Origin of the sequence: Limnobacter sp. (assembly GCF_036405155.1) — a bacterium.
In the GTDB taxonomy this organism is placed as follows: Bacteria; Pseudomonadota; Gammaproteobacteria; order Burkholderiales; family Burkholderiaceae_B; genus Limnobacter.
Genome location: NZ_DASWYD010000003.1, coordinates 54246 through 68737, shown reverse-complemented (window position 1 = coordinate 68737; position 14492 = coordinate 54246). Strand labels below are relative to the sequence as shown.

Annotated in this window: 16 protein-coding genes; 8 read left to right on the top strand and 8 right to left on the bottom strand. The window is 56.5% G+C overall.

The genetic code is table 11. The features are described from left to right. Positions 1–33 precede the first annotated feature (33 nt). Both sodB and xseA read right to left on the bottom strand, forming a co-directional pair. The gene (sodB, locus tag VGE55_RS02795) at positions 34–615 is read right to left on the bottom strand and encodes a superoxide dismutase [Fe] (protein ID WP_331130202.1); all 582 of its coding nucleotides are present in this window, start codon (positions 613–615) and stop codon (positions 34–36) included. 55 nt (positions 616–670) lie between these two features. Further along, positions 671–2023, bottom strand: coding sequence for an exodeoxyribonuclease VII large subunit (xseA, locus tag VGE55_RS02790; RefSeq protein WP_331130201.1), 1353 nt, complete (start codon positions 2021–2023; stop codon positions 671–673). A gap of 308 nt (positions 2024–2331) precedes the next feature. On the opposite strand from xseA, the gene VGE55_RS02785 reads away from it, so the two are divergent. The 6 genes from VGE55_RS02785 to adk all read left to right on the top strand — a co-directional run bounded on the left by VGE55_RS02785 (position 2332) and on the right by adk (position 6264). Next, complete coding sequence (locus tag VGE55_RS02785) at positions 2332–2955, top strand: MotA/TolQ/ExbB proton channel family protein (protein WP_331130200.1); 624 nt, start codon at positions 2332–2334, stop codon at positions 2953–2955. A gap of 12 nt (positions 2956–2967) precedes the next feature. Beyond that, positions 2968–3402 (top strand): biopolymer transporter ExbD, encoded by a 435-nt coding sequence (locus VGE55_RS02780; RefSeq protein ID WP_331130199.1) that lies wholly within the window; start codon positions 2968–2970, stop codon positions 3400–3402. A 6-nt stretch (positions 3403–3408) separates the two neighbouring features. Then, positions 3409–4500: a tetraacyldisaccharide 4'-kinase gene (lpxK, locus tag VGE55_RS02775; RefSeq protein WP_331130198.1), complete on the top strand. Its 1092-nt coding sequence runs from the start codon at positions 3409–3411 to the stop codon at positions 4498–4500. Beyond that, a complete protein-coding gene (locus VGE55_RS02770; protein ID WP_331130197.1) occupies positions 4481–4660 on the top strand; it encodes a Trm112 family protein in 180 nt (59 codons plus the stop codon). The genes lpxK and VGE55_RS02770 overlap by 20 nt, the downstream gene beginning before the upstream one ends. 5 nt (positions 4661–4665) lie before the next feature. Continuing rightward, a complete protein-coding gene (kdsB, locus tag VGE55_RS02765) occupies positions 4666–5433 on the top strand; it encodes a 3-deoxy-manno-octulosonate cytidylyltransferase (RefSeq protein WP_331130196.1) in 768 nt (255 codons plus the stop codon). Between the two features lie 177 nt (positions 5434–5610). Continuing rightward, on the top strand, positions 5611–6264 hold the full coding sequence (adk, locus tag VGE55_RS02760) for an adenylate kinase (RefSeq protein ID WP_331130195.1): 654 nt from the start codon (positions 5611–5613) through the stop codon (positions 6262–6264). A gap of 561 nt (positions 6265–6825) precedes the next feature. On the opposite strand, the gene murJ is transcribed toward adk, so the two are convergent. Next, positions 6826–8382 carry a murein biosynthesis integral membrane protein MurJ gene (murJ, locus tag VGE55_RS02755; protein ID WP_331130194.1) on the bottom strand — a complete coding sequence of 519 codons (1557 nt, stop codon included), beginning with the start codon at positions 8380–8382 and terminating at the stop codon, positions 6826–6828. A gap of 75 nt (positions 8383–8457) precedes the next feature. Here murJ and rpsT point away from each other — a divergent pair, with 75 nt between their 5' ends. After that, positions 8458–8724: a 30S ribosomal protein S20 gene (gene rpsT, locus VGE55_RS02750; protein ID WP_256764320.1), complete on the top strand. Its 267-nt coding sequence runs from the start codon at positions 8458–8460 to the stop codon at positions 8722–8724. Between the two features lie 91 nt (positions 8725–8815). On the opposite strand, the gene VGE55_RS02745 is transcribed toward rpsT, so the two are convergent. The 5 genes from VGE55_RS02745 to xseB form a co-directional block, all read right to left on the bottom strand. Continuing rightward, complete coding sequence (locus VGE55_RS02745) at positions 8816–9145, bottom strand: DUF3579 domain-containing protein (RefSeq protein ID WP_331130193.1); 330 nt, start codon at positions 9143–9145, stop codon at positions 8816–8818. A gap of 114 nt (positions 9146–9259) precedes the next feature. Beyond that, complete coding sequence (gene folE2 / locus VGE55_RS02740; protein WP_331130192.1) at positions 9260–10099, bottom strand: GTP cyclohydrolase FolE2; 840 nt, start codon at positions 10097–10099, stop codon at positions 9260–9262. Between the two features lie 7 nt (positions 10100–10106). Next, positions 10107–12029, bottom strand: coding sequence for a 1-deoxy-D-xylulose-5-phosphate synthase (dxs, locus tag VGE55_RS02735; protein ID WP_331130406.1), 1923 nt, complete (start codon positions 12027–12029; stop codon positions 10107–10109). Then, entirely contained in the window at positions 12023–12931 is a 909-nt protein-coding gene (locus VGE55_RS02730) for a farnesyl diphosphate synthase (protein ID WP_331130191.1), read from the bottom strand. Before VGE55_RS02730 ends, dxs begins: the two co-directional genes overlap by 7 nt. Next, a complete protein-coding gene (xseB, locus tag VGE55_RS02725) occupies positions 12928–13185 on the bottom strand; it encodes an exodeoxyribonuclease VII small subunit (protein ID WP_331130190.1) in 258 nt (85 codons plus the stop codon). Before xseB ends, VGE55_RS02730 begins: the two co-directional genes overlap by 4 nt. 177 nt (positions 13186–13362) lie before the next feature. Between xseB and VGE55_RS02720 the strand changes: the two genes are divergently transcribed. Then, positions 13363–14487, top strand: a complete 1125-nt coding sequence (locus tag VGE55_RS02720) for an aromatic ring-hydroxylating dioxygenase subunit alpha (protein ID WP_331130189.1) — start codon at positions 13363–13365, stop codon at positions 14485–14487. Positions 14488–14492 lie beyond the last annotated feature (5 nt).

Sequence of the window (14492 nt, the reverse complement as noted above, 5' to 3'; positions counted from 1 at the left end):
GGCCGGCTTTTAACATCTGGAAGATGAGGTCGATCAAGCGCCGTAGTTGGCTTCGGCGAACTTCCAGTTCACCAGCTTGAAGAACGTTTCCACGTACTTGGGACGCAGGTTGCGGAAGTCGATGTAGTAGGCGTGTTCCCACAGGTCGCACGTCAACAACGGCTTGTCAGCAGTGGTCAAAGGCGTGGCTGCATTGCTGGTGTTCACGATGTCCACGGAGCCATCGGCTTTTTTGACCAACCATGTCCAGCTGGAGCCAAAGTTGCCCACGCAAGATTTGGTGAAGGCTTCCTGGAAAGCTTCAAAACTGCCCCACTTGGCATTGATGGCCGCAGCCAAAGCACCAGAGGGCTGGCCACCACCGTTGGGGCTCAAACCATTCCAATAAAACGTGTGATTCCAGATTTGGGCAGCATTGTTGAACACGCCACCTGTGGACTTCTTGACGATGTCTTCCAGGCTGGAATTTTCAAACTCGGTGCCTTTGACCAGGTTGTTCAGGTTGGTCACATAGGCCTGGTGGTGCTTGCCGTAGTGGTACTCCAGGGTTTCCTTGGAGATGTGGGGGGCCAATGCGTCCATGGCATATGGCAGTGCGGGCAAGGTGTGTTCCATGTTCGGGTCCTCTCTCACTTCAAAATTGAACAGTTGATTCTAACGTGAATTCATTTCAAGGTTGGGTCAGCGTGTCGGTTACGGGCTGAACCGTCTGCACCGCCAGGCCGACACGACCATCCCGCAATGTGGCCACCAGAGAATCGCCAGGCTGCACATGCTGGATGGAGCTCACCACTTGAGCTTGATCGGGTCGCTCCAAGTACGCATAGCCACGTTCCAAGGTACGTTGGGGCGACACCGCTTCCAGAATATTGGCATGCTGGGCAATCTTGCGCTCCAGGTTTTGGAGACTTCGGGCAGACTCTCGGGTCAAGCCATCCTGTTGACGATTCAGACTGTCTTGCAGGCTGCGAATGCGTTGTTGCACCGCCCGCTGACTGAGGTCGACGTGTTGCCGGATAACCATGGCGTGGCGATTGAGGGTTTGATCCAGCACAGGTCGCAAACGGTTTTGCAAACCATTCAGTCGCGCTGCCAACACGCCCACATACGCGGAAGGCGTGACCAAGCCCAGTTCAGCCCGGTCAATGCGCTGCGCCCACTGCTCCACCCGTTGTGTCACCAAACTCTGCAGCCGGTCCCAATGGACTTGAAGATCATTCAATAAGTCCGCTGTGGGCCGGCTGACCAGCTCAGCCGCTGCGCTGGGGGTTGCAGCACGAAGGTCTGCTGCAAATTCAGCCAAGGTCACATCGGTTTCATGGCCTACGCCCACCACAATTGGCGTGTGGCAAGCGGCCACAGCCCTCACCACGGCCTCGGTGTTGAAGGACCACAGGTCCTCGAGACTGCCACCGCCGCGACACAGGATGAGGGTATCGTGCCCGGCTTGGTCCGCCTTGCGCAAAGCATTCACAATCTGGGGAACCGATGCATCACCCTGTACAGGCGTATGGTAAACCGTGAACTGCACATGTGGCGACCGACGTGCCAAGGCTTGTCGCACATCGGCCAATGCCGCTGCTTGCAACGAGGTCACAATGCCCACATTGAACACATGCGGTGGCAGGGCCTGTTTGCGCTGGCTGTCAAACAAACCCTCTGCGGCCAGCTTGGCTTTCAATTGCAAAAATTGCTCGTAGAGGTTGCCCAAACCCGCTTTCTTGAGCACATCGACCACCAGTTGGACTTCGCCCCGTTGCTCGTACAAGGCCAGTTGCGCCAACACCTCGACCTTGTCGCCCAGCTGTGGCGTAAAACCTGTCAACACGTTGCGGGGTCGAAACATGACGGCTTTCAACTGGGCCTGTTCGTCTTTGAGCGTGAAGTACCAATGACCAGAGGACGCGCGCGTGAAGGATGAAAGCTCACCTTGCAAGCGAACGGAACGAAATTGTTCACGGAATGTGTCGTTGAGCAGACGGGCGAACTGACTCACTGAGAAAAGCGGTTTGTTGTCAATCATTTAATGATCCAATCAAGCACTTACAACCACACCATCGGGAATTTTCCACAAACGGCTAGCAAATAACGCAAAGCCCTGCAACACGCCTGAAACAAAGTATTTTCAATGCAAGTTATTGAATTAAATTGAATTATTCAAAATCTGACGAATCACAAAAAGTTCATTTTTTGTGAAATCCTTGACATGTCAAAAATTTAAGCCAATTTTCCCCAAAGTTATCCACAATCCAATGACACCCGGCCAAACCGGAATTTGTGTAATCTGGAAAAGTTCGCTAGAGTCGCGTTCTCTTTCAGAAGGAGTCTACTGTGTGGTCCATTGTGTCTGCCGCCGGATGGCCGATTTGGCCGTTGATTTTTGCCTCCGTGGTGGCTGTTGCCATTGTGATTGAACGGGTGGTGGCCTTGAATGCCAACAAGCTGTTTCCGGCAGACTTGGTGAATGACGTGGTTCGAACCCTGCCCCAGTTTCGGGATGTACAAAATATTCAGCGGCTTCAGCAACACAGCCCTCTGGGCAGCATTCTGGCCAGTGGACTGTTGGCCTGGCGAGAGGGCAAACCCGCCGAAGAGCCCATGCAGACTCGACTGGGCCAGGTGCAACACCACATGGACAAACACCTGGATGTGTTGTCACTGATCGCCAGTGCATCGCCCCTGATGGGTCTATTGGGCACCGTGGTGGGCATGATCGAGATTTTTGCTGTTCAAGGGGCAACCAGCCAGACGCCGGAAGCGCTGGCCGCCGGCATTGCGGTCGCACTGTACAACACGGCGTTTGGTTTGATTGTGGCCATCCCGGCGCTGGTGGCCTACCGTCTGCTTCGCATCCGGATCAACAATTTGCTCAATGCCCTGGAAGACATGCTGCTGCCTTTTGAGCAGGCACTGGACAACACCCGCCCTGCCCCCGCACAACGCAAGGCCTCCTGACAGTCAAGCCGAATGAAGATACGTCGAACCCGTAGCAGCACGCCACCAGAGATCAATTTCATCCCGTTGATTGACGTGCTGCTGGTGATTGTGATCTTTTTGGTTTGCACCACCACCTACGTGCGGCAAAGCCAATTGAAAGTTGAATTGCCGGGAACACAAGCAGCGCAGGCAACCCCACCCAATGAAAAACCCTTGGTGGTGAAAGTGGGTGCGGATGGGAATTACGCTGTGGAGGGCGAACTGATCAACAACGAAGCACTGTTGAAAAGCCGCTTGGACAGCCGGCTGCGCCAGACACCAAAACCATCGGACAGTCGAGTGGTGATCGAAGCGGATGCGGCGGCCACCCATCAGTCCGTCGTCACGGTGATGGATGTGCTGGCATCACTGGGTGTGGCCAAGGTGTCCATCGCCACCGCGTCTGCAAGCAGCAAAACTCGCTGAAGCGGCATGCAACCTCACAAGCACCCACACAACAACCCTGCACGACTGGAACGCTGGCTGAACTCGGTGTGGTACGGGCAACACACACCCGCCAGCCTGACCCGTTTGGGTTTGAGAGCGTTGGGCGTGGTCTACAAGGCCTTGCGATGGGCGACCCGCCAGAACAGCCGCGCAGCAGCGGCCAAGCGGCCCTTCCAGCGTCGTCCGTTAATCTTGGTGGTGGGCAACTTGATTGCGGGTGGAGCGGGCAAAACACCGGTGGTGATGGCCGTGTGCAAAGCCTTGACAACCCGGGGCCATCGCGTGGGCATTGTCAGCCGGGGTTATGGTCGAAAAACAGACACCGTGGTGGTTTACACCCCAGGGCAGCAAGCACCCTTTGATGCTGCAGCCGTGGGCGACGAACCCCTGTTTTTGGCCCGGTCCACCGGGCGCCCCATCGCTGTGGGTGCACGGCGCGCCGAGGCTTTAAAGGCCTTGCTAAGCGAACACCCAGCCCTCGATGTGGTGGTGTCGGACGATGGCCTTCAACATGCAGGACTGGAACGCCATGTGGAATGGGTGGTGTTTGACCGCCGTGGTGCAGGAAATCGACAATTGCTGCCGGCCGGCCCACTTCGAGAGCCGCTGGGCCGCCTAAACACTGTGGACGCTGTGTTGTGCACGCAGGGCACCGTGGAGGAGTTGGCAGCACAATTGAACCAAGTGGCTGATGACCGCTGGCATGCGGTAGACGTACGTTTGACCGGTTTCACGCAAGCGGCAAGTGGACAACAGGTGACGATTGAGGCGGCCCGGTCTGCATGGCAAGGGCTCTCTGTGACAGCGTTCACCGGTTTAGGCAACCCAGACAAACTGTTTGAGGCAATTCGCCAAAGTGGCATCAACCTGTCGGGCTGCATGGGTCTGCCTGACCATGCCGACTACCCGGAGAACTTCTGCAGCACGATGCACGGCGATATTTTGCTGACCAGCGGAAAAGATGCCGTAAAATTGCCAATAACAGATGCACGTTTGTGGGTCGCTGACATTGAGGTCACGCTGCCAGCGGTGCTGATTGATCGCCTAGAGGAACAACTTGGACTCACAACTGATTGAAATACTGGTCTGCCCACTGTGCAAGGGGCCCCTGGAAAAGCGGCCGACGGACGGTTTTTTGGTGTGCAAAGCCGACCGTCTGGCCTTTCCGGTTCGGGATGGTATTCCAGTGATGCTGGTTGATCAGGCCGAGCCCCTAAAAAACTCAACAGAGGGCTGAACGGCATGTTTAAAGCCGTTGTTCCTGCCCGCCATGCGTCAACACGCCTGCCCGGCAAACCACTGCTGGACATCGGTGGCAAGCCGATGGTGGTGCGTGTGGCCGAACAGGCTTTGAAGTCGGGCGCTGACGAAGTTTGGGTGGCCACCGATCACCCCGCCATTGAGACCGCCTGCAAGGCTGAGGGTTTGAATGTGGTCATGACCCGCAGCGACTGGCCGACCGGAACCGACCGACTGGCGGAGGTGGTGCAGTTGCAGGGCTGGGGCGATGACACCGTGGTGGTGAATGTGCAAGGCGACGAACCGTTGATTGACCCGGCCCTCATTGACCGCGTCGCACAAGCTTTGCTGGAGGGCGATCAGGCCATTGCCACCTGCGGCCATCCCATTCACGATCTGGAGGAATTTCGCAACCCGAATGTGGTGAAAATCGCCCTTCGGGACGATGATGAGGCGCTGTACTTTTCCCGCGCACCCATTCCCTACCCGCGCGATTACTTCAACAGCGGCTGCGCCCCGTCCGTTCAACCTTCGGGCCCAATCGGCATACGGCACATCGGTTTGTATGCCTACAAAGCGCATTTTCTTCGGCGTTTCCAGACCTTGCCCCCGGCCCGCATCGAGACACTTGAATCACTGGAACAACTGCGTGCCTTGGCCCACGGCTTCCGGATAAAAGTGTGTATGATTCATGAAGCCCCGCTTCCCGGGGTTGACACTGCGGAAGACTTGGAGCGCGTGCGCGCTCTGTTTGTCTCCCGCTCGGGCTGAAAATCATCTCGAAGCCGCCCCGCCGAAAGTCCAGGTAAGTTTGCTGCAAGTTGAACCCCCTAGACTGCGCGAGGCTTCGAATAATAACCACAGCCCAGAATTCGCTGCCTGTCCATGACCGCACCGAGACCGCGTCGTGACAGTCGGCCAGCCAAATTTAATACTCTTGAGGCGACTATGCGTTTGATTCTTTTGGGAGCGCCCGGTGCTGGTAAAGGCACACAGGCGACATTCATCAAGGAAAAATTCGGGATCCCCCAGATTTCCACGGGTGACATGCTGCGGGCCGCAGTGAAAGCGGGTACACCGCTGGGCATTGAAGCCAAGAAGGTGATGGACGCAGGTGGATTGGTGTCTGATGACATCATCATCAACCTCGTCAAGGAACGCCTGAAAGAATCAGACTGCCAGAACGGCTACCTGTTTGACGGTTTTCCGCGCACCATCCCACAGGCCGAAGCCATGAAGCAGGCTGGCGTGAAGATCGACTTCGTGCTTGAAATTGATGTGCCGCACGGTGAAATCATTGAACGCATGAGCGGACGTCGCACACACCCGGCATCGGGCCGTACTTACCATGTTCGCTTCAACCCACCCAAAGTGGAAGGCAAAGACGACGTGACCGGCGAACCGTTGGTTCAACGGGACGACGACAAGGAAGAAACGGTGCGCAAGCGCCTGGATGTGTACGAGAGCCAGACTCGCCCCTTGGTGGACTACTACGGTCAGTGGGCCGCCACAGGCGATGCCAATGCCCCGCAATACCGAAAAATTGCAGGCGTGGGCAGCGTGGATGAAATTCGCGAACGGGCTTTTGCTGCGTTGGTTTAAGCGGCCTGGTAAGACTTAAAAATGGGAGGCTTCGGCCTCCTTTTTTTGTGCTCCCCGAAAGTGAGTTGACTGCGCGTTACCTCGCCCTTGGCGACGGTCCATTGGTCTTTCCCTCGCTGAGCCTCACGATCGCTGAGGTCGCCCCTCCAAACAGCGAGTCGGGATCGACCTCTGGGCCAGCCCGGCGGCTGCGCCCACCGCGCCTGTTTGTCACGCTCGGGCCAATGGACCTGACTGTCGCTGCAGGGGAGGTGAACCCCGCAGGCCGCGCGCACCGAGACCCCTCGCCCCTAGGCAATACCGGTATGCCCGGCGCCGAACAGTCAGTCCCCCGATCGGTTTGACCCGCACAGCATTCGAACACACGGACCGAGATGTTTGAGCCACGCAGTGGCGAGTTCTCGGTCCGGTTCGACAATGCGCGGGGCAACCTTTACTGCCGGGGGGCGTTCGGCACGGGCTGCCGGTATTGCTTGGGGCACGACTGCGAGCGTTGGCCAAGAGCTATAAACAAGCGCTGGCTAAGGGCATTACTCGGGGTATGTAAACGGCAGACTCGAATCACGCCGGTTTGCGTATCAACTTCCTCGGTGTCAAACCCATCGCAGCCAAAGCGGCGAAATAAACCACACCCGCCGCTGCAATCACCAACAACACCCAAACAATCCGCAAGGCCGGTTCTGCGCGCAACGCAATCCAGTCAAAGTGCTGGTTGGCCAACACCAGCACCACCGCCATCAAGACACTGGCGACCACTGTGCGCAACCAATACCCAGCCCAACCAGGCTTGGGTGTGTACAAACCGCGTCGGCGCAAGCCCATGTACAAAATCAGGGCATTCAACATGGCACCCAGGCCAATGGACAAGGGCAAACCAGCGTGATCAAACAAAGGCACAAAGACCAGGTTCATCAATTGTGTGGCCACCACCACACCGATGCCGATTTTCACGGGTGTTCGAATGTCCTGTTTGGCGTAAAACCCCGGGGCCAGGATTTTGATGAGCACCAACCCCAGCAAGCCCACACTGTAGGCCACCACAGCTTGGCTGGTCATGTGCACATCATGGGCTTCAAACCGACCATAATGAAACAGGATGGACACCAGCGCGTCGCTGAACAAGCCAAGGCCAACGGCTGAGGGCAAAGCCAACACCACGGTGAGGCGTAGCCCCCAATCCATGAGGCGGGAGTATTCTTCTGCGCTGCGGGTGGCGGCGGCCGACAACGATGGCAACAAGACAGTGCCCAAAGCCACGCCCAGCAAGGCGGTTGGAAATTCCATGAGGCGGTCACCAAATGAAATCCACGACACGCTGCCCGGTGCAAGGTGAGACGCAATGTTGGTGTTGATGATGAGGCTGATTTGGGCAACCGACACCGCCAGCGTGGCTGGCACCATGTTTTGCAACACGCGGCGAACCTGCGGATCGGCCCATGCAGCCCCGAGGCGGGAAATACCCGCCAACGGATTGATCCAGCAGCCGTTCACTTTTAACCCCCACCACAGCACCAGCACTTGCAACACGCCGCCCACCATCACCGAGATGGCAAACGCCATGGATACTTGCGGCATGTGGGGTGCCAGCACCAAAGCACCCACAATAAAGCTGATGTTCAAGAGCACGGGAGCAAAGGCAGGCAAAGCGAACGACCTGAACGTGTTCAACAAGCCAGAAGCCAAGGCCACCATGGATATCAGGAGAATGTAAGGAAACATCCACCGGGTGAGCAACACCGTGAGTTCAAACTGCGCGCTGCCCGGCTGTAAGCCGCTGGCCATGCCCAGCACCACCCAGCCAGCCCCGAGGCAACCGACCACCGTGATGGCGAGTAAAACCAGAAACAGCAAGGAACTCACCCGTCTGGCCAGTTCGATGGCCACAGATCGCCCCTCAGCAGCTGCCGTTTGGGACAGGATGGGGATGAATGCCTGGGAAAAGGCACCTTCCGCAAACAGCCTGCGCAACAGGTTCGGAATTCGAAAAGCAATAAAAAATGCATCGGATTCCGACCCGGCACCCAACAAACGGGCGGTGATGGTTTCCCGGACCAGCCCGGTAACCCGCGACAATAGGGTCATGGCACTGACCGAGGCGGCCGACTTCAATAAATTCATAGAAACGATTGTGAAAGGACTGGGTTTTTGTTAAAATCGTGGGTTTCCGAATTCTACACCCTGGATTAGAGCAACATGGCTAACACCGCACAGGCGCGTAAGCGCGCTAAACAAGCCGCTAAACTGAATGCGCACAACTCTGCGATTCGTTCAGCAATGAGAACTGCCGTCAAGAAAGTACGCGCTGCCGTTGAAGCAGGCGACAAAGCTGCTGCACAGGCAGTGTATATCGAAACCACCAGCATTCTGGACCGCGTGGCTGACAAAGAAATTATCCACAAGAACAAGGCTTCTCGCCAAAAGTCCCGTTTGTCTGCATTGATCAAAGGCATGGCTGCTTAATTTCAGCGCCTCTTGATTAAATAGATGTCAAAAAGCCCCGACATGGTCGGGGCTTTTTGTTTTGATTCGTGTGTGCAAATATGGCCGACCGTTATGGCGAGGGTGGGTCGGGCAACAAGCAGGCATCCAGCACCTGCAAATCGTTGTCACGTGCGAAATTGAGCACAAAATTAAAGGCCATCGGTTCCACTTCCCGCAAACGCTCGTCCACCACCACGCACTTGATGTTGTTCATCACGATGGGTAAACAGTAGGGGCTGTAAACCAAGTGCTGTTGGCTGGCTTGACGGCCCGGTGGCTTGAACTGCGACATGACGCCGCACAAACGTTCGGACCAGTCCGATGGACGGAATGTTTTCCCGGTCGAGGTGATACCGAGAATAAACACTTCCTTGGGCTTGACCTTGGGTGGTTCAGCCATAAACACAAAGCTCCTGAGCTTGGGCATTCACCCGACATTGTTGTGCGTTTGTGTATTGTCGGGTGTTTGACTTACATCGGACTGAAACAACGCTGCAAGACGCAGAAATCGTGATCAGACCCGGTCAATTCGGGCATAGGCCGAGTGGTTGTGAATGGACTCGAAGTTTTCCGCTTCCACGGTGTAGTGGCCAATTTCCCTGAATTTGTTCAAGGCAATCGCCACGTCACGCACCAAATCTTCCACAAACTTCGGGTTGTCGTAAGCACGTTCAGTCACGTATTTTTCATCGGGCCGCTTGAGCAAGCCGTAGAGTTCGCAAGACGCCTGCTGCTCGATGCTGGAAATCAGCATGGCAATGTCAAGGTCGTCTTTCAGCTGAACACGGGCTGTCACGTGGGAACGCTGGTTGTGCGCACCGTACTCGGAAATTTTCTTGGAACATGGGCACAAGCTGGTCACCGGCACCACCACGGTCAGGAAAATGTCCTCACCCGCATCAGTACCTGTTGCACGGGCTTGCCCTTCCAGGGTCAGTTGGTAGTCCATCAGGCTGGACACGCCACTGACTGGGGCCACCTTGGATAAAAAGTAAGGCAAAGCCATTTTGATGCGACCAGACGGTGCGTCCAGGCGCGTCAACATTTGCTTGAGCATGCTGCGGAAACCAGCCACGGTCAGCGTGCTGCCTTGGGATTCTTCCAACAATGCAATGAAGCGGGACATGTGTGTGCCCTTCTGCTCGGCAGGCAGGAACACCGTCATCTCGAATTCGGCCACGGAGGGCATGGGCTTTTGGCCCTGCAACTCAATCAGCACGGGGTATTTCACGGATCGAATGCCGACAGACTGGATCGCAATGTGCCGGGTATCAATCGAACTTTGAACGTCTGGAATGGCCTGACCAGTCTCTTGGACCGCGGCAGATTCCAAACCTTTGTCACGTGTATTCATAACTTCCTCATGGTTTTGTGGCTCGGCTTGGGACATGCCGGACCACATTGCTGTGGCGATCAAACAGATCGCCGTAGTACTGCTCAATGGATGCCTGGATACCGGGGGCATCCAGTCCAATGTTTTTCAACAACAAGGCAGGGTCGCCATGGTCGATGAATTCGTCGGGCAAACCGAGCTGCAACACCCGGTTGGTGAAACCCTGCGCGTGCAGGTATTCGGTAACAGCCGAGCCTGCCCCACCCATGATACAGCCCTCTTCAACGGTGACAAAACCGTAACGCTGCTCGGCAAGGCGCTGCAACAGCGCCTCATCCAGGGGTTTTACCCAGCGCATGTCGACCACCAAGGCACCCAGCGCACGGCCAGCAGCCAGTGCAGGTTCACACATGGAGCCAAATGCCAGAATTGCAAGCTTTAAATCATCTGCCTGGGGTTGATGTCGCACCACCGCCTTGCCCAGCTCCACCGTGTCCAGCGATTCGTCGGGCACCAGGCCTGGGCCTGTGCCGCGTGGGTAACGCACGGCTGCACATCCAGGGTACTGGTATGCGGTGGACAAAAGCTTTCTGCACTCGTCTTCGTTGGACGGGGCAGCGATGACCATGTTCGGAATGCAGCGCAGGTAAGCAATGTCGTAATTGCCCGCATGCGTGGCGCCATCGGCCCCCACCAAGCCAGCCCGGTCCAGCGCAAAAGTCACGTCCAGGTTTTGCAACGCCACGTCGTGAATCAGCTGGTCGTAGGCGCGCTGCAGGAAGGTGGAGTAAATGGCCACCACGGGCTTCATGCCTTCGCAGGCCAAGCCGGCTGCAAAGGTCACTGAATGCTGTTCAGCGATGCCCACATCGAAATAACGCGAGGGGAAGCGGCGCTCAAACTCGACCAGGCCGGAGCCTTCTCGCATGGCAGGCGTAATGCCAATCAACTTGCGGTCGGCTGCGGCCATGTCGCACAGCCACTGCCCGAAAATCTGCGTGTAGGTGGGCGGCTTGGGGCCGGTGGCTTTTTGAATGCCAATGCTGGGGTCGAACTTGCCAGGGCCGTGGTACAGCACCGGGTCTTGCTCGGCCAACTTGTAACCCGCACCTTTCTTGGTGATGACGTGCAAAAACAGGGGCCCTTTGAGCTTGCGCAGGTTTTGCAAGGTGGGAATAAGCGCATCCAAGTCATGGCCGTCGATGGGGCCGTAGTAATTGAAGCCGAATTCCTCAAACATCGTCGCCGGTGTCACCATGCCTTTCACATGTTCTTCAAGGCGGTGCGCAAATTCGTACAAAGGCGGGGCAACACCCAGCAAACCCTTGCCCACCTCTTTGGCGGTGTTCATCATGCGGCCCGACATCAATTTGGCCAGGTATTTGTTGAGCGCACCCACAGGCGGCGAGATCGACATGTCGTTGTCGTTCAAAATCACCAGCAAATCAATGTCGGGTGTTACACCGGCGTTGTTCATGGCCTCAAAGGCCATGCCTGCGGTCATCGACCCGTCGCCAATGATGGCCACATGCTTGCGGTTCACGCCCAAATTGCGGGACGCCACGGCCATGCCCAATGCAGCAGAGATGGACGTGCTGGAATGTGCCGTGCCAAAAGCATCGTACTCAGACTCGGACCGTTTGGGAAAACCGGAAATGCCGCCGTACTGGCGCAGTCCGGGCATGGCATCACGACGGCCAGTCAAAATTTTGTGCGGGTAGGTTTGGTGGCCCACATCCCACACCAGGCGGTCTTGCGGTGTATTGAACACATAATGCAAAGCCACCGTCAGTTCGACCGTACCCAAGTTGGAGGACAGGTGCCCTCCGGTTTTGGACACCTGCTCCACGATGTAATTGCGCAGCTCATCGGCCAGTGCAGGCAGCTGGCTGATGGAGAGGCGGCGAAGGTCCGCCGGCGAATCGATTTTCTTGAGCAAGTTGGTCATGATGTTCGGTTGGTGATCAATTCAACAAGCGTTTCCAAGGGGGTGCGGCGGTATTCATCAAACTGTTCACAGGCGGCCATGGCATCGGCTTTCAAGCTGGCCAACCAATGCTTGGCCTCCTGCAAGCCCATCAGGCTTACCACGGTGGGCTTGTTGTTCATGGCATCTTTCCCGGATGTTTTGCCCAGCACTTCGCTGCTGGATTCCACATCCAATATGTCGTCTATGATCTGATAAGCCAAGCCCAATGCGTTGGCATATGCCTCTAAAGCCTGTTGTTCGCCATGCCCGATGTGCGGGTTGGACTGGTAGCCCATTCGAACAGCAGCGGCAATCAAGTCGCCAGTTTTGCGGGCATGCATTTCCTTGAGTTCGCCCAAGCCCATGGCTTTGCCCACATGGGCCAAGTCGATGGCCTGGCCCGCTGCCATGCCCATCAGACCGGCGGCGGTGCTTAAAGTTGCAAGCTGTGCCATGCGCACGTCAGCACTGCCTTGGCGGGAATGGGCCAGCCAGTGAAATGCCGTGGTTTGCAAGGCATCGCCGGCCAGCAAGGCCATGGCTTCACCGTACTGTACGTGGCAGGTCGGCTTGCCGCGCCGAAGAACATCGTTGTCCATGCAGGGCAAGTCGTCGTGCACCAGTGAATAGGCGTGCATGGCCTCAATCGCACAGGCTGCGTCGTGCAAATGTTCAATGGGCGTGGACACAGCATGGCCTGCCGCATACACCAACATTGCGCGCAGGCGCTTGCCGCCTTCCAACAAACCATAACGCACGGCTGCATTCAGCTGTTGAGAAGGCCCTGCAAAATCATTCAATTTGTCGAGCAACACCTGCTCAAAGTCACTGCGGACCTGTTCGAACCAGGAGGGGCCATGCACAAAGGGGTTGTTCAAGCTCAAGACGGCTCTCCGCCCGCATCGCCTGTCAAGTCGGCTTCTATCACCTTGACCTCCTCGCGAACCTGCTGAAGCCGGTCGCGGCAATACTTCACCAACTGTGCACCGCGCTTGTAGTCCTTGACCAACTGGTCCAGACCCAGGCCCTGTTCATCCATGCCATCCACCAAGGCCTCCAGCTCGGCCATGGCCGATTCAAAGGACTCGGGCGGCTGCAACAGGCTATCGGCTTCAGGACTGACCGGCTTTTTGCTCATCGGGGGTGTTTTTCGTCACAAAGTCTTCTATTTTACTGCGACTTTGCTCAAACGCGAAAAGTCTTTGGCGGGAACTTCAATCCGAGGGTACAATCCCCTTTCTCTTTTTGTTCAACCACTTATTAGCAGCAGCCCCGGTTTGCACCCCGGGCCTTGTGGAAGGAGGTCCCCGGCATCATGTCCGATTTGAGCGATTTGTCGAATTTGTCACAGTCGAATCAGCAACCCCATGTATCGACGTACTTTGATGAACGTGTACTCAAAGCTGAAATCGATCAGCTCTATCGTGACGGTCCGGGTTATGTAGGCCACACCCATTGGGTGCCTGAGTCTGGCGACTGGCGCTCCCTGCCCTGGGAAAATGACGGTCGAATTCTGGTCAACAATGGCCAGTCCATCGAACTGCTGTCCAATGTTTGTCGCCACCGCCAAGCGGTCATGCTGAAGGGCCACGGCAATTCAGACAATATTGTGTGCCCGCTCCACCGCTGGACCTACGACCTGAAAGGCGAGCTGCTGGGTGCGCCCCATTTTCAACAGCAACCCTGTACCAAGCTGCAAGGCTTTGACCTGCAAAACTGGCGCGGCCTGTTGTTCAACAGCAGTCGGGATGTGCTGTCCGAGCTGGCCAATGTGCCTTTTCTGGAAGAAATCGACTTTTCGAACTACCAGTTGGACTCGGTCAAAACCAACACCCTGCCCTACAACTGGAAGACTTTCATTGAGGTGTACCTTGAGGACTACCACGTAGAACCTTTCCACCCGGGCTTGGGCCAGTTTGTGAGTTGCTCGGACTTGCAGTGGCACTACGGGGACAACTGGAGCGTTCAGTCGGTGGGCATCAAGTCGGGCCTGCGCCGCCCTGGCACCCCGGTGTACAAGGCGTGGCACGATGCGGTCATGAAATTTGGCAACGGCGTGGCACCCAAATACGGCGCCATCTGGTTCTGCATGTACCCCAACATCATGGTGGAGTGGTATCCGCATGTGTTGGTGGTGTCCACCTTGCACCCCAAAGGTCCGCAGGAAACCCTGAATGTGGTGGAGTTTTACTACCCGGAGGAAATTCGACTCTTTGAACGCGAGTTTGTGGAGGCCGAACAAGCCGCCTACATGGAAACCGCGGTGGAAGACGATGAGATTGCCATTCGGATGGATGAAGGCCGAAAAGTGCTCATGCTGCGCGGCGAGCATGATGCGGGCCCTTACCAAAGCCCCATGGAAGATGGCATGGAGCATTTCCACAAGTGGTATACCCGGCAGATGTACCCCAGCCAACCGGCTTTGAACCGCTTGAAGTAAGTCAT